General features: G+C 69.9%; 16 protein-coding genes. 3 read left to right on the top strand and 13 right to left on the bottom strand.

Annotated elements, in window-relative coordinates; translation table 11 throughout:
- Window positions 1-24 precede the first annotated feature (24 nt).
- Together gabT and ASG71_RS05640 are read right to left on the bottom strand one after the other, a co-directional pair.
- Window positions 25-1,389: a 4-aminobutyrate--2-oxoglutarate transaminase gene (gene gabT / locus ASG71_RS05645; protein ID WP_056737712.1), complete on the bottom strand. Its 1,365-nt coding sequence runs from the start codon at window positions 1,387-1,389 to the stop codon at window positions 25-27.
- A 75-nt stretch (window positions 1,390-1,464) separates the two neighbouring features.
- On the bottom strand, window positions 1,465-2,895 hold the full coding sequence (locus ASG71_RS05640) for a gamma-aminobutyraldehyde dehydrogenase (RefSeq protein WP_056738557.1): 1,431 nt from the start codon (window positions 2,893-2,895) through the stop codon (window positions 1,465-1,467).
- A 159-nt stretch (window positions 2,896-3,054) separates the two neighbouring features.
- Here ASG71_RS05640 and ASG71_RS05635 point away from each other — a divergent pair, with 159 nt between their 5' ends.
- Window positions 3,055-4,497, top strand: coding sequence for a PucR family transcriptional regulator (locus tag ASG71_RS05635; protein WP_056737711.1), 1,443 nt, complete (start codon window positions 3,055-3,057; stop codon window positions 4,495-4,497).
- A gap of 88 nt (window positions 4,498-4,585) precedes the next feature.
- Here the strand turns inward: ASG71_RS05635 and ASG71_RS05630 are convergent, their stop codons facing one another.
- Entirely contained in the window at window positions 4,586-5,122 is a 537-nt protein-coding gene (locus ASG71_RS05630; protein ID WP_056737710.1) for a hypothetical protein, read from the bottom strand.
- Window positions 5,123-5,274: 152 nt separating this feature from the next.
- On the opposite strand from ASG71_RS05630, the gene ASG71_RS05625 reads away from it, so the two are divergent.
- Complete coding sequence (locus tag ASG71_RS05625; RefSeq protein ID WP_056737709.1) at window positions 5,275-6,132, top strand: DUF1206 domain-containing protein; 858 nt, start codon at window positions 5,275-5,277, stop codon at window positions 6,130-6,132.
- Window positions 6,133-6,161: 29 nt separating this feature from the next.
- Here the strand turns inward: ASG71_RS05625 and ASG71_RS05620 are convergent, their stop codons facing one another.
- The 8 genes from ASG71_RS05620 to ASG71_RS05585 form a co-directional block, all read right to left on the bottom strand.
- A complete protein-coding gene (locus tag ASG71_RS05620; protein ID WP_056737708.1) occupies window positions 6,162-7,151 on the bottom strand; it encodes a DNA topoisomerase IB in 990 nt (329 codons plus the stop codon).
- Window positions 7,152-7,297: 146 nt separating this feature from the next.
- Window positions 7,298-8,752, bottom strand: a complete 1,455-nt coding sequence (locus tag ASG71_RS05615; protein ID WP_056737707.1) for an FAD-dependent oxidoreductase — start codon at window positions 8,750-8,752, stop codon at window positions 7,298-7,300.
- 112 nt (window positions 8,753-8,864) lie between these two features.
- Window positions 8,865-10,124 (bottom strand): uroporphyrinogen-III C-methyltransferase, encoded by a 1,260-nt coding sequence (gene cobA / locus ASG71_RS05610; protein WP_056737706.1) that lies wholly within the window; start codon window positions 10,122-10,124, stop codon window positions 8,865-8,867.
- A gap of 110 nt (window positions 10,125-10,234) precedes the next feature.
- Window positions 10,235-10,531, bottom strand: a complete 297-nt coding sequence (locus ASG71_RS05605; RefSeq protein WP_056737705.1) for a putative quinol monooxygenase — start codon at window positions 10,529-10,531, stop codon at window positions 10,235-10,237.
- Window positions 10,532-10,662: 131 nt separating this feature from the next.
- Window positions 10,663-11,601: an ABC transporter permease gene (locus tag ASG71_RS05600; RefSeq protein ID WP_056737704.1), complete on the bottom strand. Its 939-nt coding sequence runs from the start codon at window positions 11,599-11,601 to the stop codon at window positions 10,663-10,665.
- A complete protein-coding gene (locus tag ASG71_RS05595; RefSeq protein WP_056737703.1) occupies window positions 11,591-12,316 on the bottom strand; it encodes an ABC transporter ATP-binding protein in 726 nt (241 codons plus the stop codon). The genes ASG71_RS05600 and ASG71_RS05595 overlap by 11 nt, the downstream gene beginning before the upstream one ends.
- Before the next feature lie 44 nt (window positions 12,317-12,360).
- Window positions 12,361-13,524 carry an ABC transporter substrate-binding protein gene (locus ASG71_RS05590; protein WP_056737702.1) on the bottom strand — a complete coding sequence of 388 codons (1,164 nt, stop codon included), beginning with the start codon at window positions 13,522-13,524 and terminating at the stop codon, window positions 12,361-12,363.
- A 227-nt stretch (window positions 13,525-13,751) separates the two neighbouring features.
- Window positions 13,752-14,918 (bottom strand): RtcB family protein, encoded by a 1,167-nt coding sequence (locus ASG71_RS05585; protein WP_056737701.1) that lies wholly within the window; start codon window positions 14,916-14,918, stop codon window positions 13,752-13,754.
- A 143-nt stretch (window positions 14,919-15,061) separates the two neighbouring features.
- Between ASG71_RS05585 and ASG71_RS05580 the strand changes: the two genes are divergently transcribed.
- Entirely contained in the window at window positions 15,062-15,388 is a 327-nt protein-coding gene (locus ASG71_RS05580) for a GYD domain-containing protein (RefSeq protein WP_056737700.1), read from the top strand.
- On the opposite strand, the gene ASG71_RS05575 is transcribed toward ASG71_RS05580, so the two are convergent.
- Window positions 15,385-16,815: a sulfate adenylyltransferase subunit 1 gene (locus tag ASG71_RS05575; protein ID WP_056737699.1), complete on the bottom strand. Its 1,431-nt coding sequence runs from the start codon at window positions 16,813-16,815 to the stop codon at window positions 15,385-15,387. The two genes, ASG71_RS05580 and ASG71_RS05575, sit on opposite strands and share 4 nt — an antisense overlap.
- A complete protein-coding gene (gene cysD, locus ASG71_RS05570) occupies window positions 16,815-17,741 on the bottom strand; it encodes a sulfate adenylyltransferase subunit CysD (RefSeq protein ID WP_056738555.1) in 927 nt (308 codons plus the stop codon). Before cysD ends, ASG71_RS05575 begins: the two co-directional genes overlap by 1 nt.
- Window positions 17,742-17,863 lie beyond the last annotated feature (122 nt).

The raw sequence follows: 17,863 nt of genomic DNA, 5'->3' as shown, positions 1-17,863 counted from the left end.
GCCGGCACCGGGCCGGCGGGGGTCCTAGGCGTTGGCGCGGATGGCCGCGGCCAGGACCTCGAGGCCGTCCAGCAGCAGCTCGTCGCTGATGACCAGCGGCGGCAGCAGCCGGATGACGTTGCCGTAGGTGCCGCAGGTGAGGATGATGACACCCTCCTTGAGGCAGGCGGCGGCGACGGCCTTGGTCAGTTCCGGGTTCGGTTCCTTCGAACCCTGCTGGACCAGTTCGACCGCGAGCATGGCGCCGCGGCCGCGGATGTCACCGACGACGGAGCCCTCGCCAAGCTCGGCGGCGAGCTCGCGCAGCCTGCCGGTGGCGAGTTCCTCGATGTGGCGGGCGCGGGCGTTCAGGTCGTACTGCTCCATGGAACCGATGGAGGCCAGCGCCGCGGCGCAGGCCACCGGGTTGCCGCCGTAGGTGCCGCCGAGGCCGCCGGGGTGGACGGCGTCGAGCAGGTCGGCGCGGCCGGTGATGGCGGACAGCGGCATGCCGCCGGCGATGCCCTTGGCCATGGTGACGATGTCCGGGACGACGCCCTCGTGGTTCACGGCGAACCATTCACCGGTGCGGCAGAAGCCGGACTGGACCTCGTCGGCGATGAAGACGATGCCCTTCTCCTTGGCCCAGGCGGCCAACGCGGGCAGGAAGCCCTCGGCCGGGACGATGAAGCCACCCTCGCCCTGGATGGGCTCGATGATGATCGCGGCCACGGACTCGCCGCCGATCTGCTTCTCGATCATGGTGATGGCGCGCCTGGCGGCCTCGGCACCGGTGATCTCCGGGTTCTCTTCCCGGTACGGGTAGCTCATCGGCATCCGGTAGACCTCGGGGGCGAACGGGCCGAAGTTGGTCTTGTACGGCATGGCCTTGGCGGTCAGCGCCATGGTCAGGTTGGTCCGGCCGTGGTAGGCGTGGTCGAAGGCGACGACGGCGTCCCGGCCGGTGGCGAGGCGGGCCACCTTGACGGCGTTCTCCACGGCTTCGGCGCCGGAGTTGAACAGCACCGTGCGCTTCTCGTGGTCGCCCGGGGTGAGCCGGTTCAGCTGCTCGGCGACGGCGACGTAGCCCTCGTAGGGGGTAACCATGAAGCAGGTGTGGGTGAAGTGCTCCACGGCCTCCTTCACGGCGCCGACGACGGCGGGGTCCGAGGCGCCGACGCTCGTCACGGCGATGCCGGAGCCGAGGTCGATGAAGGAGTTGCCGTCGACGTCCTGGATGATGCCGCCGTCGGCGTCGGCGACGTAGACCGGGACGCTGGAGGCAACGCCCGACGCGACGACGGCCTTGCGGCGCTCGGTCAGGGCGACGGACTTGGGGCCGGGGAAGTCGGCCTGGACGCGGCGCTTCTGCTCCAGACGGTAGGAGATGTCGTTTGCGGTGGTGGTCACGGGAAAGCCTTTCTAAGTGGAGAGTGGGCGGCGCGGACCGGCCGGGGGCCGGGCCCGGCGGCGCCGGGTGGAGCCTTAGGCGTCGAGCGCGCTCATGACGTGCTTGATGCGGGTGTAGTCCTCGACGCCGTACATCGAGAGGTCCTTGCCGTAGCCGGACTGTTTGAAGCCGCCGTGCGGCATCTCGGCGGTGAGCAGGATGTGGGTGTTGATCCAGACCGCGCCGAAGTCCAGGTCGCGGCTGACCCGCATGGCGGTGCCGTGGTCCGTGGTCCAGACGCTGGAGGCCAGGGCGTAGTCGACGTCGTTGGCCAGCTCGATCGCCTCGGCCTCGCTGCTGAACTTCTGCACCGTGATGACCGGGCCGAACGTTTCCTTCTGCACGATGTCATCGGTCTGCTTGGCTCCGGTGACGATCGTGGGCTCGAAGAAGAAGCCCTTGTCCCCCGCCCGGTGGCCGCCGGTCTCGATCTTGCAGTTCGCCGGCAGGTGCTCGACGACCGAGGTGACGGCGTTGAAGTGGTTGACGTTGTTCAGCGGACCGAAGTAGTTGTCTTCGTCGTTCTGCGAACCGGTGCGCAGGGTCTTGGTGTGCTCGACCATGGCGGCGACGACGTCGTCGTGCACCGAGTCCTCGACCAGGACGCGGGTAATGGCCGTGCAGTCCTGGCCGGCGTTGAAGAACGCGAACTCCGCGATGGCCGCGGCGCTCTTCTTGATGTCCGCGTCCTTGAACACGATCGCGGGGGCCTTGCCGCCGAGTTCCAGGTGGGCGCGCTTCAGGCCCTTGGCGGCGCCGGAGGCGACGGCGATGCCGGCCCGGACGGAGCCGGTGATGGATACCAGGCCCGGGACCTTGTGCTCGACCATCATGGCGCCGGTCTCGCCGGTGCCCAGGACCACGTTGAGCACGCCGGCGGGGAGGATCTCCCCGGCGAGGCGGGCCAGGACCAGGGTGGATTCGGGGGTGGTGTCGGAGGGCTTGAGCACCACGGTGTTGCCGGCCGCCAGGGCGGGACCAATCTTCCAGATGGCCATCAGGAACGGGTAGTTCCACGGCGCGACCTGGGCGACGACGCCGATCGGTTCGCGGCGCACGAAGGAGGTGTGGCCCTCCAGGTATTCACCGGCCGACTTGCCTTCCAGCAGGCGGGCGGCGCCGGCGAAGAAGCGCAGCTGGTCCGCGCCGGCGGCGACTTCCTCCGCGGCGATCAGGGAGCGGACCTGGCCGGTGTTGCGGTGCTGGGCCTCGACGAGTTCGTCGCTGTTGGCCTCCACGGCGTCGGCGAGCTTGAGCAGCAGCAGCTGCCGCTGGCCCGGGGTGACGTGCTTCCAGCTGGCGAAGGCGTTCTTCGCGGCGGTCATCGCGGCGTCGACGTCGGCCTGCACCGAGACCGGGGACTTGGCCACCACGTCGCCGTTGGTGGGGTTCACGATGTCCAGCGTTGCGGTGCCGGCGGGGGTGACGAACTCTCCGTTGATGAAGTTCTGCAAGGTTTGAACCACGGTGTACAACCTCTTTCGTGCTGGCGGGGAAGGGCGGGCAGGACGGGACCTGCGACTGCTCCGAGCCTATGCCAGGGGGCCAAGGCAGGGAATAGGCAGCTGCACACCCTCGACGCAAGGCTTTAGTGCGCTTGACCAGCCCGCGGTTATCCTGATTCCATGGCAATTTCCCTCGCGGCCCTGCTGGGGGTTCCGTCCCTCAAGCTCTCCAAGGCGGGCCTCGCCGAGACCACCTGGCACCAGGACATCCATTGGGTGGCGGTGACCGAGCAGGAGGATCCGCAGCGCTTCCTGAACGGCGGGGAACTGGTCCTCACCACCGGGATGAGGCTCAGGAGCGCCCCCGAGCAGCGCCGCTTCGTCCGCCAGGTCCAGCGCGCCGGCGCGGTGGGGATCGGTTTCGGGGTCGGGCTCACTCATGAGTCGGTCCCGCCTGCCCTGGTCGCCGAGGCCAACCGCTGGGGCCTTCCGGTGGTCGAAGTTCCTTACGAAACACCGTTTATTGCGATCGGCAAGCTCGTGGCGGACGCCCAGTCCGCGGACCACTACGCCAAGCTGGAACGGCTGATCGCGGGGCACCAGATCCTGGCCCGCGCCCTGCTGACCGGCGGCGGCCTGACCGAACTGCTCAAGCACCTGGGATCGATGCTGCGCACCGACATCGTGCTGACGCAGTTCACCGCGCAGCTGTACAACAGCGCGGCCGGGAACCCCTCTCCCACCCCGGACGGCTGGAGCTCCTTTCCCATCCCGACCGGCCGCCGCGACGCCTGCACGCTCTGGGTGCGGCATCCGTTCGAGGACTCCGGGATCGTCGGCTACGCGCAGAACCTGATCAGCGTCGAGCTCAACAACATGGTCAAACAGCGCCAGTCGCAGCGGGCCCTGGCCGGGCAGGTCCTGGAGGACGTCATCCACGGGACCCTCGAGCCCACCGAGGCCGCCCGGCGGCTGGCTGGCATCGGCGTCAACAGCACGCGCAAGAACGTGGTGTTGCTGGCGGAATCGGCGGCCCACACCAAACAGCTGGGAAGCTCCTCGCTGCCGCAGCCGCTGGCCGCGGCGGTGACCGCCGTCGTCGGCAAGGACCTGGTGGCGGTGGTGCACGACGACGGAAGCGGCGCGGGCGCGCTGGCGCGCAGCCTCAGCGACCATCTGGCCGAAGCGGGGATCCACGCCACGATCGGCATCGGCGGGGCCTACACGAAGCCGAACGGGCTGCGCTGGAGCTATTTCGAGGCCCGCGACGCGGCCAGCCACGGCCTGCCCGTCAATGAGCCGGAGCGGCTGAGCCTGACCTCGCTGCTGCTGGCCAGCGAGGACGTGCCGCTGGCGGACATGGCGAACGAGTCGCTGAACCCGCTGCGGGACTTCGACGCCGCCCACGGTTCCGAGCTGATGACGACGCTGGAGAGCTACCTGTCCAACAACGGCTCGGTCGCCGCGGTCGCCGAGGAGCTCACCCTGCACCGCAACACGGTCCGCTACCGGCTGGCCCAGATCACCGAGCTCACCGGGTACGACCCGGCCCAGACGGCGGACCGGGTCCAGCTCTGGCTGGCGCTGGCGGTCCAGCGGCTCAGCGCCCGGCACCCGCGCTGAGCTGAGCCCGGAAAGACCGCGGGCCCGCCCGGCGCCCCTTGGAGGGGACGGCCGGACGGGCCCGGGCGGACGCTGCCGCGGACGGCTGCTAGCGGGACAGGCCCTTGAACACGTTTTTCGGCCGCTGCATTTCGCCGTGCTTGGCGCCCAGGACGATCACCCAGCCGGCGAAGACGGGGATGGCCCACTGCAGGATCTTCAGCTGCTGCTGGGCCGAGCGGAGCTCCTCGGAGGCGCCGGGCTTGGGCTCGGTGGCGCCCTTGGCACCCTCGGCCGCGAGCTTGTCCACCTTCGCGCCCTGGAGGCCGGCGTAGAGGCTCACGCCGGCACCGGCCGCGGTGACGATCGACTTGTAGATGCTCAGCCGGGTGACGCCGTCCTGCTTGGCCATCCGGCCCTTGTTTTCCCACATGATGGCGAGGCCGGAGAGGAAATGCGCGCCGAAGGCGGCCGTCTGGTACGGGGCCCACTTCTTCCAGCCCAGGCTGGAGAGCCGGGTCCGCTCGGCGGGGTCCTTGGCCTCCGCCGTCGCCCCGTTCAGCCCGATGGCGCCCATCAGCGAGCCGCCGAACCACGCGCCGGCGGTCAGGTCGTGGATGGATCGGGCAACAAGATTACCTGCCATGGTGAGCTTCCTATCGTGTGAATCGAATCCGGAACGTGCCCGGCCCCGCCGTCGGGACCGCACTCCGCATATAGTAAGCACACTTACCAAAGAGTTGGTAGTCCGGCCGTGACGGCCCGTCGGCGTGCCCCGCCGCGCGTAAGCTCGTAGCAATGGAAGAAGCAAGCAGGGAACCGCGCGGCGAGGCTACGTTGGACGCCGCCCTCGGGGAGGCCGCGGATGCCGCCGAGGCCGCGTCCAACAGCAGGACCCTCGACGTCGTCGCCCGCTGGGGCTTTGCGGTAATGGCCCTGCTGCACATCGTGATCGGGGCGATCGCCGTCGCCCTGGTCCTGGGCGCCCCCGGCCAGGCGGAACCCACGGGGGCGATCGAACAGCTGGCCGCGAACCCGTGGGGGCCCGCGGTGATGTGGACCTGTTTCGTCGGCTGCGCCGGCCTGGCCCTGTGGCAGCTGAGCGAGGCGACCCTGCGGGCCCGGCACCTGCCGCGCGGCGAACGGCTGGGCAAGCTGGTTTCCTCCGGTTTCCTGGCCATCGCCTACGGCAGCATCGGGTTCACGTTCGCGAGCTTCGCCGTCGGCGTCCGGAGCGATTCGGGCCAATCCACGGCCGCGTTCAGCGAGGCGCTGTTGAACCGCCCGCTGGGAGCCCCGCTGCTGATCGGGATCGGCCTGACGGTCAGCGGCATCGGCGTGTACTTCGTGGTGAAGGGCCTGGGCAAGAAGTTCAAGGAGGAGCTGCGCCGCTTCGAGGGGACCCACCGCGGCCACCTGGTCAGCGGCCTGGGCGTGGCCGGGCACGTCGCCAAGGGCCTGGCGCTGGTGCTGACCGGGCTGCTGTTTGTCGTGGCCGCGGCCACCAACGATCCCGGCTCCTCGACCGGGCTGGACGGCAGCCTCAAGGCGCTGCAGCACCACCCCTTCGGACCGTACCTGCTCGTGGCCATCGGAGCCGGGTTCATCGCCTATGGCGCCTTTGCCCTGATCCGCGCCCGGTTCGGGCGGATGTAGGAGTCCTTGTTGCCGGACCCTCCCGGCCGTCAGCGCAGCGGGACGACGGCGCCCTCCTGGTAGAGCAGCGCACGGATCTCCGATTCGGCCGAGTCCAGCCGCTTCGGGTCGATGGTCTCCCCCGCCTCGTAGTGGTCCAGCAGGCGCGGATCAACGTAGCTCTTCCGGGCAATCGACGGCGTGTTGCCGAGCACCGCGGCGGCGTCCACCATCGCCCGGCTGACGGCGCGCTTGCGGGCGCTGACCTTGGCCTGCGGCCCGGTTTCGGCCAGGCTGACGGCGGCGGCGACAGTGCCCCGCAGGGTGCGGAAATCCTTCGCGGTGAAGTCGCCGCCGGTGCGCTCCTTGACGTACTCGTTAATCTCGGCGCTGGTCACGGGGTGCCAGCGCCGGCCGTTTTTGTAGGCGAGCAGCCGGGCGTTGGCGCCGCGCCGTTTGAGCGAGCGGACGACGTCGGCGAGGTCGGCGTCGTCGATCCGGGACTCCCAGTTCTTGCCGCTCTTGGCGGGGAAACTGAGGCGGAGCTCGTCCTTGCACACCTTCACATGCGCGCAGAGCAGGGTGGCCAGGCCGTGGCTGCCGTTTTCGTTGGTGTAGCGCTCGGATCCGACGCGCAGCGATCCGCTGTCGAGCATCCGGAACGCGGCCGCGAGCACACGCTCCCGCGTCAGCCCCTCCGAGCGCAGGTCGCGGGTGACCAGCCGGCGGGCGGCGGGCAGGGTCTCGCCGAGTTGCAGGGAGCGGTCGAACTTGAGCCGGTCTTTCCGCTCCCGCCAGCTGGGGTGGTAGATGTACTGGCGCCGTCCGACGGCGTCGAGCCCGGTCGCCTGGATGTGCCCGTTCTCGTAGGGCGCGATCCAGACGTCGGTCCAGGCCGGCGGTATCCCGATGCTTTCCAGCCGGTCCCGGACCGGGCCGGGCGGAAGGGTCGACCCGTCCAGGTCCCGGTAGCTGAAGCCGGTGCCGGCGGGTACCCGGCGGTAGCCCCGGCCCGAGGCGTTGCTGCGGCGGAGCCTCATTGGGCGGGTCCTCGGTGCGTGTCCATGACGGTAAGCCTACTGACTACCCGGGGGAAATGTCCCCATGACCGACCAACGCGCGGCCACCTCTCCCCCACCCCCTTCGGGACGGGGCGGGGTGACCGCGCATTGTCAGTAATGCGGGGTTAGACCTCCGCTGCGACGCCGCCGCGGGAGATCTCGACCATGTCCTCGCGCGGGACCACCTTGATGCGCTCGCGCTGCACACTGCCGGCTTCGGCACTGGCCTTCTGACCCAGGGAGCGTTCGTGCGCGTCCAGGGCGAGCCAGCCTTCCCAGGAGGTGTACTGCACCCCGCGGTCCTCCAGCAGCCCGATGATCGCCTCCGGCGCGGGCGCCGCGGCCTGCGGCAGATTGCCGCGGTCTTCCAGCAGGTAGGTCACGGTTTCCAGGGCGTCGCCCTTGGTGTGGCCGATCAGGCCGACGGGGCCGCGCTTGATCCAGCCGGTGGCGTAGATGCCGGGCACGTGGGCGCCGGACGCGTCCAGGACGCGGCCGCCGTCGTTCGGGACGATTCCCCGGCTGTGGTCGAACTCGACCTCGGGCAGCGCCGAACCGAAGTAGCCGATGGCGCGGTAGACGGCCTGGACCGGGTAGTCGAGGACCTCGCCGGTCCCGCGGGCGTTGCCCGTGCCGTCGAGTTCGGTGCGCTCGAACTTGATCCCGGCCACCTTGCCCGGGTTCGCGGCGTCGTCGTACACCTCGACCGGGCTGTGCAGGAAGTGCAGGTGCAGCCGGCGGGAGGCCGTGAGTTCGGAAAGGTCCTCGGGCTGTTCGGCGATCCAGTTGGTGAGGGTGCCCACCATGGTCTTGGTCTGGTTGTTGCTCTGGATCTGGCGGTCGGATTCGGCGTCGAACTCAAAGTCCTCGGGGTAGAGGATGATGTCCACGTCCTTGGAGTGGGACAGTTCGCGCAGCTCCAGCGGGGTGAACTTCACCTGTGCGGGGCCTCGGCGGCCGAAGACGTGCACGTCGGTGACCGGGGAGTCCTTCAGGGCCCGGTAGACGTTGTCCGGGATTTCGGAGACCAGCAAGTCGTCGGCGTGCTTGGAGAGCATGCGGGCCACGTCCAGGGCCACGTTGCCGTTGCCGATCACGGCGATCTCCTTGGCCTCCAGCGGCCAGTCGCGGGACACGTCCGGGTGCCCGTCGTACCAGGAGACGAAGTCGGCGCCGCCGTAGGAGCCCTCGAGTTCGATGCCGGGGATGTTGAGGTCCGCGTCCTTGATGGCGCCGGTGGCGAAGATGACGGCGTCGTAGTGGGTCCGGAGGTCTTCGAGGGTGAGGTCCGTGCCGTAGTCGACGTTGCCGAAGAAGCGGATGTCGCCGCGGTCCAGCACCTTGTGCAGGGCGTTGACGATGCCCTTGATGCGCGGGTGGTCCGGGGCGACGCCGTAGCGGATCAGGCCGTAGGGTGCCGGGTAGCGGTCGAAGAGGTCGATGCTGACGGTGAGCTCGCCGCTTTTGACGGCCTCGCTCTTGGTCAGGATGTCCGCGGCGTAGACGCCGGCCGGGCCGGAGCCGACGACGGCGACGCGCAGCGGACGGGCGGCGGTTCCTACGGTGGTGTTCGTTGACACGGCTGTGTTCCTTATTCTTCTGGATCCGTTGCTCCAACAACGCCCTCGTGGGGTTTGAAAACGGCGGTACGGAGCAGTCGGCGGGCTTGCGGGGTCGTGGGGCGGGCTGAAACTAACGGGCGGGGACGCGGGGGGCGTTCGGAGACGTCGTGCCGTAGTCCGCGGTCTTGAAGTGCGGCGGCGCGAACGGGCTGACGCGGACCACGTCACCGATCACGATCACGGCAGGGTTCGCGACGCCGGCGGCCTCGGCTTGGTCCGCGATGGTCCCGAGCGTTCCGATGGTCACCCGCTGGTTGGGCAGGTATCCATTCTCTACGATGCCAACAGGCGTCCCGGCTGGCAAACCGGCACGGCCCAGCGACGCCGCGGAACCGCGGAGCTGGCCGACGCCCATGAGCAGGATCACGGTGTGGTCGGCCCGGGCGGGAACTTCGGAGAGTTCCTCATGCCCGGTGACGACGCTGAAGCCCTTGGCCAGGCCGCGGTGCGTGACCGGGATGCCGGCGGCGGCGGGGACGGAGATCGCCGATGTCACTCCGGGCACGACTTCAACCTCGACGCCGTGCTGGCGGCAATACTCGGCTTCTTCACCGCCGCGGCCCAGGACGTACGGGTCGCCGCCTTTGAGCCGGACCACGCGGTGCCCGGCCAGGGCCTCGTTGACGAGGATCCGGTTGATCCCGGACTGCGGGACCGGGTGGTGGCCGGGGGTCTTGCCGACCTCGATCACGCGGACATCCGGGGCGAGTTCACCGAGCAGTTCACGCGGGCCGAGCCGGTCCGCGACGACGACGTCCGCCTGGCCCAGGAGCCGCCGGCCGCGGACGGTGATGAGCCCGGCGTCGCCCGGTCCGCCGCCGACGAGGGCGACGCTGCCTGCGCCGGATGGGCGACGACGCCGGAGCGGAAGGTCACCGGCGTGCAGGGCGGTGGCGACGGCGTCGCGCAGGGCCATCGCCCGCCGCGGGTCTCCCCCGGCGTTGACGGCGATCTTGACGTCGTCGACGACGGCCACGGCCGGTGTCCAGGCGGCGGAGGCACCGTGGTCCGAGGCGTTGACGCACCACACGCGCTGCGCCTCGGCGTCGGCGGCGACCTGCGCGTCCACCGCGGCGTCGCCGGTGGCGGTCTGGACGAACCAGGTCCCGTCGACGTCGGCGCTGCGGTACGGGCGGGGCTGCCAGTCCAGCAGCCCGGCACCGGCGAGTTCCTCAAGGGCCGGGCAGCCGAGCGGGGCCACGACGGTGACCTGGGCGCCGGCGTCGAGCAGCCCCCTGGCCCGGCGGGCGGCGACCGGTCCGCCGCCGACCACCAGTACGGGCCGGCCGAGCAGGCGCAGTGCTGCGGGGTAGATGTCCTGAATTGCCATGCATCGACGATAGGGCCGCTCCCGGAGGCTGCCCAGCGGCCGGGAAACACCCGTTCACGCAGGGTAACGGGAGGTAACCTCGCCCGTCGGACCGGGCCTGGCCCGTCGGCCTACTTCACCGCGATGAGCTCGATCTGCCTGATGTCCGGGTCCTTGGACAGCAGGGTAGGGCCGTGCTGCGCGAGCGCGGCGGGGATGGCGCCCGTGAGGTGCGCCTGCCGGTCTTCCTCGGTGTCGAAGGTGTCAAAGATGCCGAAGGTGTAATCGTTGACCCGGAAGGCGTACCAGGTGCGTGTCCCGGATTCCTTGAGCACCGCCGCGCGGGCGCCGTTCAGGAAGTCCCAGACCTCCTGTTCCTTCCCCAGTTTTGCCTCGACCAGTGCCAGTACTCCGTATTTTGGCGCCACGGCGTCCTCCTCAGAAGCGGGCTGCGGGGCGGTTTACCGGCCCCTAGCCGTGAGTGTATTTACCGGGCGTGGGCGTAACAAGGGTCCATCGGCGGCCGGCGGAGTGCCTGGCAGCGCTCACCACGCGGGATTCAGCGGGTGCTGCCGGTGAGGAGTCCGCGGCGGCGCAGCAGGCGCTTTTCGACCGGCCCGAAGACCAGCAGTTCGATCAGGATCCCAACGCCAAGGATCAGCAGGATGGCGGCCATGACGATGGTCATGTCGGAGAGCACCCGGCCCTGGTCCAGCATCGAGCCCAGGCCGAAGCCGATGGTGCCGCCGACGGCAATGATCTCCGCTGCCATGAGCGAGCGCCAGGAGAACGCCCACCCCTGCTTGAGGCCGCCGAGATAGCCCGGAAGCGCCGCCGGCAGGATGATCTGCAGGGCCAACTGGAGGCGGGAGGCGCCCAGGACTTTCCCGACCCTGCGGTACTGCGGCGGGATCTGGTCCACGCCTGAGACCAGGCCGTTGATGATCGACGGGATGGCGCCCATGAACACCACGAAGTACACCGTGGCGTCGGTGATCCCGAACCACAGGATGGCGGCCGGCACCCAGGCCACGGACGGCAGGACCTGAAGGCCGGAGATCAGCGGTCCGAGGGCGCGCCGCAAGGGCCGCACCTGCGCCAGCAGGAGCCCCACCGGCGTCGCGATGACCACACTGATCAGGAAGCCCAGGACGCCGCGCTGCACCGAGGTCCAGACCGCTTCCTGCAGCGTGCCCTCGCCCCAGAGGACCCCGATCTGGCCGGCGACGTCCAGCGGGCCGGGCACCACGTCGCGCCGCTTGAGGCCAAGGGAAACGTAGAACTGCCAGACGAGCACCAGCACCGCGAGCGCGGCGACCGGCAGCAGGATCCTGCTCCAGTCGATGCCGGTCCTGCGGCTGGCGTCGGACTGCAGGGAATCGAGCCCTGCCTCAAGCTCGCGCAGGTCATCCTGCCCGCCGGAGGACCGGGTCAGGGCGGCCGTGACCTTGCGGGTGCGGGCCGGGGCCTCCGCCACGGAGGGCTGGTTATTTGGCATGGCGCCGGATTTCCTCTCGCAGCCGGGCGGTGATCTCGCCGGTGAGCTGGCCGGCCAGGCCGGCGTCGGTTCGGTGTTCCTCGCTGACGCGCCATTCGCGCACCACGCGGCCGGGCCGGGAGGACAGCAGCAGCACGCGCTGGCCCAGCCGGACGGCTTCCCGGACGTTGTGCGTGACAAAGACGATCGTGCGGCCGGTTTCCTTCCAGATCCGTTCCAGCTCATCGTGGAGCAGGTCGCGGGTGATCGCGTCGAGCGCCGCGAACGGCTCATCCATGAGGAGCAGCTGCCGGTCCTGGGCCAGCGAACGGGCCAGGGACACCCGCTGCCGCATGCCGCCGGAGAGTTCGTGGGGCCGTTTGTCGCCGGCGCCGGCCAGGTGCACCAGGTCCAGCAACTCCCCCGCCCGGGCCCTGCGCCCGGTCTTCCCGACGCCTCGGAGCTTCAGCGCCAGCTCGATGTTTTCCCGGGCGGTCAGCCACGGGAACAGCGCCGCGTCCTGGAACATGAACGCTGCCCCGTCGCTTGGCACTTCGAGGGCGCCCGACGTCGGCGCCTCCAGTCCCGCCATGATGTTGAGTAGGGTGGACTTGCCGCAGCCGGACGCACCGAGCAGGGCGACGAACTCGCCCTGCCCGATGGTGGCGTTGACGTCGTCCAGTACCGGGGCACCGTCGCCGAAGCGTTTGCCCAGGTGTTCCAGTACGACTGGCATGGTCTGGTCCTAACTGTAGTGGCGGTTGGCCGGAGGCGGCGGAGCTAGTCCTTGCCGAGCCCACCGGCGGAGATCTTCCTGCCGGCGGACCCCTCGGCCAGGACGCGGTTCAGCGCCGTGAGGTCGAAGATGCCGTTGATGTCCGCCGCCTTGGTGGTTCCGGCGTCGACGCCGTCCTGGAGCAGTTTCCGGTAGGTCCCGGCGAGCGGGTCGGTGGTGAAGACAATGTGCTTCAGGGACCGGTCGACGACGTCGGCCGGCAGCGCCTTGCCGGACGCGGCCTTGAGTGCGTCGTTGAGGACGCCGGCTTTCTCGGCGGCGGGTGCGGCGTTGAGCCAGTCAACCGATTCGACATGGCCCCTGAGTAGCGCCTGGACGGTGGCCGGGTGGTTGGCCGCGAACGTCTTGTTGACGATCAGGACGGTGGTGACGAACTCGCCCTTGTCCCACAGATTTTTCTCATCCACCAGGACCTTCGCCCCGGCCTGGAGCACCAGGCGTGACGCCCACGGCTCCGGCAGCCAGGCGCCGTCGAGCTTGCCGTCCTGGAACAGTTTGAGGGTCTGGGCGTTCTCGGTCGGGTTGATCGTGACGTCGCCACTGCCGTCCGTGGACGTCTTGAACCCCTGGTGGCCGAGCCAGGCACGCAGGGCTACGTCCTGGGTGCCGCCGAGCTGCGGCGACGCCAGGGTCTTGCCCGGGAGGTCCGCGGCCGAGGTGATCCCGGGCTTGACCACCAGCTGCGCACCGCCGGCGGTGGCGCCGGCGATGATGCTGATGGATTCGCCTTTGCTCTTCACGTAGGAGTTGATCGCCGGGTTGGGTCCGATGTAGGCCGCGTCGATGGCGCCGGCGTTGAGCGCCTCGACCGCGGCGGGGCCGGCGTTGAAGACCTGGGTGCTGAGCCTGGTCCGGCCCAGTTCCCCGGCGATGAACCCCTTGCTTACCCCGATCAGGGCCGGGCCGTGGGTGATGTTCCCGAAGTAGCCAAGCCGGAGTTCCGTTGCCGGGGCGGCGCCGGCGGCCGGCGCCGCCCCGGCGTCGCTGCTGCGGGACACGGTCGAGGCGACGGCGGCCCCGGCTCCGATCAGCAGGGCGAGACCGACGGCGACCCCGACTTCGAGCGTGCGCTTGCGTTTGGGCCTGGCCGATGCGCCGGCGACGATCCGGGTGGTGCCGGGGGTGGGGCTATTGGGCGTTGATGACATGGAATGGATCCCTCTGTGCGGGTGCGGGTGGGCCGGGCGGATGGTCAGCGCCGGCGACATCGCCCCTGGCGGGCCCCGCGGGAGGGCCTGTTGAACCGTTCCGGAGTAGTCATGGCTTCACCCTAGGGAGCGCCGGAAGGCGCGTTCAATGGTGTGGAAACGGGGGGTCATGCAGGTTCATGCTGCGTCACATCCGGGTCCGGAGCCAGGGCCGGTCACGGGGCCGGTCAGTCACCTTTGACGTTGACCAATTGCCGGAGCTTGTGCCGCACCCGGACCAGTTCGGCCGAGTCACGCATGATGACGTCGATCGGTTTGTAGGCGGCCGGGATTTCGTCGATGAACGCCTCCCGGGGCCGGAATTCAATGCCCTGCATGGCCGCCTTCAGCTGGGTGAGCGAGAAGGTCTTCCGGGCCGCGGTGCGGGAGTACTCCCGTCCGGCGCCGTGCGGGGAGGAGTTCAGGGAGGCCCGGTTCCCGAGGCCGGTGACGACGTAGGAGGCGGTGCCCATGGAACCGGGTATCAGGCCCGGGTCGCCGGCCTGGGCCCTGATGGCCCCCTTGCGCGAAACCCACACGGCTTTGCCGTAATGCGTCTCCCGGGCCGTGAAGTTGTGGTGGCAGTTGATCCGTTCCAGCTCCCGGACCGGGCCGCCGACCCACTTTTCGAACTGCTGGATGAGCCGGTCCATCATTTCCTCGCGGTTGAGCAGCGCGAAGTGCTGTGCCCACCGCAACTCCCGGATGTAGCGCTGGAACTCGGGGGTGCCTTCCTCCAGGTAGGCCAGGTCGCGGTCCGGCAGGGCGGTGTTCCGGCGCAGCGCCAGGTCCCGGGCCTCCGCGATGTGGCGCTGCGCGATCTTGTTGCCGACCCCGCGGGAGCCCGAGTGCAGGAACAGCCAGACGGCGGAGTTTTCGTCGGCGCACACTTCGATGAAGTGGTTGCCCGAGCCCAGCGAGCCCAGTTGCAGTTCCCAGTTCGCCGCGTACCGGGCGGGGTCGAAGCCGGCCGCCGCCGCCATCCTCCGCAGCTCGACGAGCCGGGGGCGGGCCGTCGCCGTGACGCTGCGGTTGAAGTGCCCGGCCGACAGCGGAACGGCGCGCTCGATGGCCACCCGCAGCCGCGCCAGGTCCTTGGGCAGGTCCTGCTGCGTGTACTGGGTGCGGACGGCGATCATTCCGCAGCCGATGTCGACGCCGACGGCGGCCGGGATGATCGCGCCCACGGTGGGGATGACCGACCCCACGGTGGCGCCTTTGCCCAGGTGGGCGTCCGGCATCAGCGCCAGGTGGGGGTAGATGAACGGCAGCGTGGCCGTGGCCAGCGCCTGCCTGCGCGTCTCCTCGTCGAGGATGGACGCCCAGCTAAGGAGCCTGCTGTTGATGGCTTCCACGGATCTCTCCTCCCACGACGATGATCGTCGGGCCGGGGGCGGGCGGCAAGGTGCGGGGTGCGCCCGCCCGGCACGGTCATTGCTGGGCGCCGCCCCGACTGCCATTCTTATCGGACCGGCACCATGCACGGAAGGACGGGACCATGCCCCTTTATCTGTCCACATTCAGCTACACGCCCGAGACGTGGGCGAGGCTGGCGAACCACCCCGAAGACCGCAGCGAAGCCGCCCGCAGCTACATCGAATCGGTGGGCGGGAAGCTGCACGGCTTCTGGTACGCCTTCGGCTCCCACGACGGCTACAACCTGTGGGAAGCGCCCGACAATGTCTCGATGGCCGCGGTGGCGCTGGCCATCAGCGGAGGCGGCGCGCTCAGCTCCTTCGAGACCACGGTCCTGCTGAGCGTCGAGGAGACCATGGAGGCGCTGCGCAAGGCCGCCGAGATCAAGTACCGGCCGCCGGGCGCCTAGATCGAGTAGCGCTCGTCCTCGTGGTCGCCCGGATGGTCCCGGACCAGCCCGGCGGCCAGCGTATTGCCGTCCTGCGGGTCGATCACCAGGAATGCCCCGGTCCGGCGGTGGTGCCGGTAGTTCTCCAGCGGCAGCGGCGCCGCGAGCCGGAGCTGGGCTTCGCCGATGTCGTTCAGCTCCAGGGCCGAGGCGGCCGCGAGCCGGAAGCTCGCCAGGTCCAGTTTGCCGGTCACGTTCCTGACCAGGGCCTGGACGGTCCGGCTGCCGTGCTTGACCAGCACCTTGGCGCCTTCGCGCAGCGGCTTCGGGGACAGCCAGCACAGCGAGGCGTACAGGTCCGCGGTTGGCTCGGCCACCGTGCCTGCGGCCGCGATCGTATCTCCGCGAGCGACGTCGACCTCGTCCGCCAGCCGCAACGCCACCGACCGCGGGGCGGCGGCCTTCTCCAGCGCGGCACCGGCGAAGTCAATGGCCGCGACCGTGGTGGTGCGCGGGGCCTGGCCGGGCGTCAGGACCGAGACCCGGTCCCCCACCCGGACGGCTCCCTCGGTGATCTGGCCGGCGTAGGCGCGGTAGTCACGGAAGGCCTCCGGGTCGAGTCCGGCGGCGACGGCATCGGGAGCCAGCGCCCCCTGCGGGCGGAGGACCAGCTGCACCGGGAAGCGGAAGCTTTCCAGGTGGCTTTCGAGTTCGTCGGCTGCCGGCAGTGTCTCCAGGATCTCGAGCAGGGCCGGGCCGGTGTACCAGGGGGTACGTACCGAGCGCTCCACGACGTTGTCGCCGTCGAGCGCGGACACCGGCACCACCAGCAGCTCGGCGGTGTCCCCGGTCCCCAGGCCCAGGTCGCGCCCCAGCTGCTGCACGTCGGCCTCAATGCCGCGGAAGACGTCCTCGCTGAACTCCACGAGGTCGATCTTGTTCACCGCGACGACCACGTGCGCGACGCGCAGCAGCTGCAGCACGGACAGGTGCCGGCGGGTCTGCTCCAGGACCCCTTTGCGGGCGTCGATCAGGACGACGACGGCGTCCGCGGTGGACGCGCCGGTCACCGTGTTCTTCGTGTACTGCACATGCCCGGGGCAGTCGGCGAGGATGAAGCTGCGGCGGTCTGTGGCGAAGTAGCGGTAGGCGACGTCGATGGTGATGCCCTGCTCCCGCTCGGCGCGCAGGCCGTCGGTCAGCAGGGCCAGGTCGATCCGCTGGGCCCCGCCGGCGCCGTCGGCCGCGTCCGCCCCGCCGAAACCGCGGTCCGCGGAGGTGCGGGCGACGGCCTCGAGCTGGTCGGCCAGGATGGCCTTGGAATCGTGCAGGAGCCGGCCCACCAGGGTGGACTTGCCGTCGTCGACCGAACCGGCGGTGGCGAACCGGAACAGGGTGGCGGGCAGGGCTGTCTCCTGCCCCGCCGGGAGAGCTGCGGTGGTGGTCATTAGAAGTATCCGTCCTTCTTGCGGTCTTCCATGGCGGCCTCGGAGATGCGGTCGTCGGCCCGGGTGGCGCCACGTTCGGTCAGGGTGGAGGCGGCGACTTCAACCACGACGTCGGCGACCGTGAACGCCTGCGATTCCACGGCCCCGGTGCAGGACATGTCCCCTACGGTGCGGTACCGGACGGTCTTGGTGATGACGTCCTCTCCCTCGCGCGGCGGGGAGACCTCCCCCACGGCGCGCCACATGCCGTCGCGGGCGAAGACCTCGCGTTCGTGGGCGTAGTACAGGCCCGGCAGCTCGATGTTCTCGCGCTCGATGTAGCGCCAGATGTCCAGTTCGGTCCAGTTGCTGATTGGGAACGCCCGGACGTGCTGGCCGACGGTGTGCCGGCCGTTGTAGAGGTTCCACAGCTCGGGGCGCTGGTTCCGCGGGTCCCACTGGCCGAACTCGTCGCGCAGGCTCAGGATCCGTTCCTTGGCCCGGGCCTTGTCCTCGTCGCGGCGCCCGCCGCCGAAGACGGCGTCGAACTTGTTGCGTCCGATCGCGTCCAGCAAAGGAACCGTCTGCAATGGGTTGCGGGTACCGTCCGCGCGCTCGGCCAGCTCACCGGAATCGATGAACTCCTGCACACTGCCGACGACGAGCCGGAGCCCCAGCCGCTCCACGGTCCGGTCCCGGAATTCGATGACCTCCGGGAAGTTGTGCCCGGTATCCACATGCAGCACCGGGAACGGCACCTTCCCCGGCCAGAACGCCTTGGTGGCCAGGTGAAGCATCACCACCGAGTCCTTGCCGCCGGAAAACAGCAGCGCCGGCCGCTCAAACTCGGCAACAACCTCGCGGATGATATGAATCGCCTCGGACTCCAAAGTGTCCAGGGATGAGAGGCGGGCCGGGGCTGGAACGCCGATTGCCGCCCCGCTCAGGCGACCCGACCGCAGAGCCGCAGCGGCAGATGCCGCCCCGGGAGTGGCATCGGGCCTTCCGGAGCCGCGCGCATCGTCCGAAGGACGGATGCCGCGCGGCGAAGGGGCGGGGGCGGCATCTG

This window comes from Arthrobacter sp. Soil763, from assembly GCF_001428365.1.
Classification (GTDB): domain Bacteria; phylum Actinomycetota; class Actinomycetes; order Actinomycetales; family Micrococcaceae; genus Arthrobacter.
The sequence above is the reverse complement of the archived record's forward strand: the minus strand, read 5'-3'. Positions and strand labels throughout refer to the sequence as shown.

What these genes read in the sequence shown, in the direction of transcription:
- ASG71_RS05575 (WP_056737699.1), bottom strand. Translation starts at nt 16,815, where the DNA reads ATGACCACCACCGCAGCTCTCCCGGCGGGGCAGGAGACAGCCCTGCCC.
- ASG71_RS05630 (WP_056737710.1), bottom strand. Translation starts at nt 5,122, where the DNA reads ATGGCAGGTAATCTTGTTGCCCGATCCATCCACGACCTGACCGCCGGC.
- ASG71_RS05595 (WP_056737703.1), bottom strand. Translation starts at nt 12,316, where the DNA reads ATGCCAGTCGTACTGGAACACCTGGGCAAACGCTTCGGCGACGGTGCC.
- ASG71_RS05600 (WP_056737704.1), bottom strand. Translation starts at nt 11,601, where the DNA reads ATGCCAAATAACCAGCCCTCCGTGGCGGAGGCCCCGGCCCGCACCCGC.
- ASG71_RS05635 (WP_056737711.1), top strand. Translation starts at nt 3,055, where the DNA reads ATGGCAATTTCCCTCGCGGCCCTGCTGGGGGTTCCGTCCCTCAAGCTC.
- ASG71_RS05580 (WP_056737700.1), top strand. Translation starts at nt 15,062, where the DNA reads ATGCCCCTTTATCTGTCCACATTCAGCTACACGCCCGAGACGTGGGCG.
- ASG71_RS05620 (WP_056737708.1), bottom strand. Translation starts at nt 7,151, where the DNA reads ATGAGGCTCCGCCGCAGCAACGCCTCGGGCCGGGGCTACCGCCGGGTA.
- ASG71_RS05590 (WP_056737702.1), bottom strand. Translation starts at nt 13,524, where the DNA reads ATGTCATCAACGCCCAATAGCCCCACCCCCGGCACCACCCGGATCGTC.
- ASG71_RS05625 (WP_056737709.1), top strand. Translation starts at nt 5,275, where the DNA reads ATGGAAGAAGCAAGCAGGGAACCGCGCGGCGAGGCTACGTTGGACGCC.
- cobA (WP_056737706.1), bottom strand. Translation starts at nt 10,124, where the DNA reads ATGGCAATTCAGGACATCTACCCCGCAGCACTGCGCCTGCTCGGCCGG.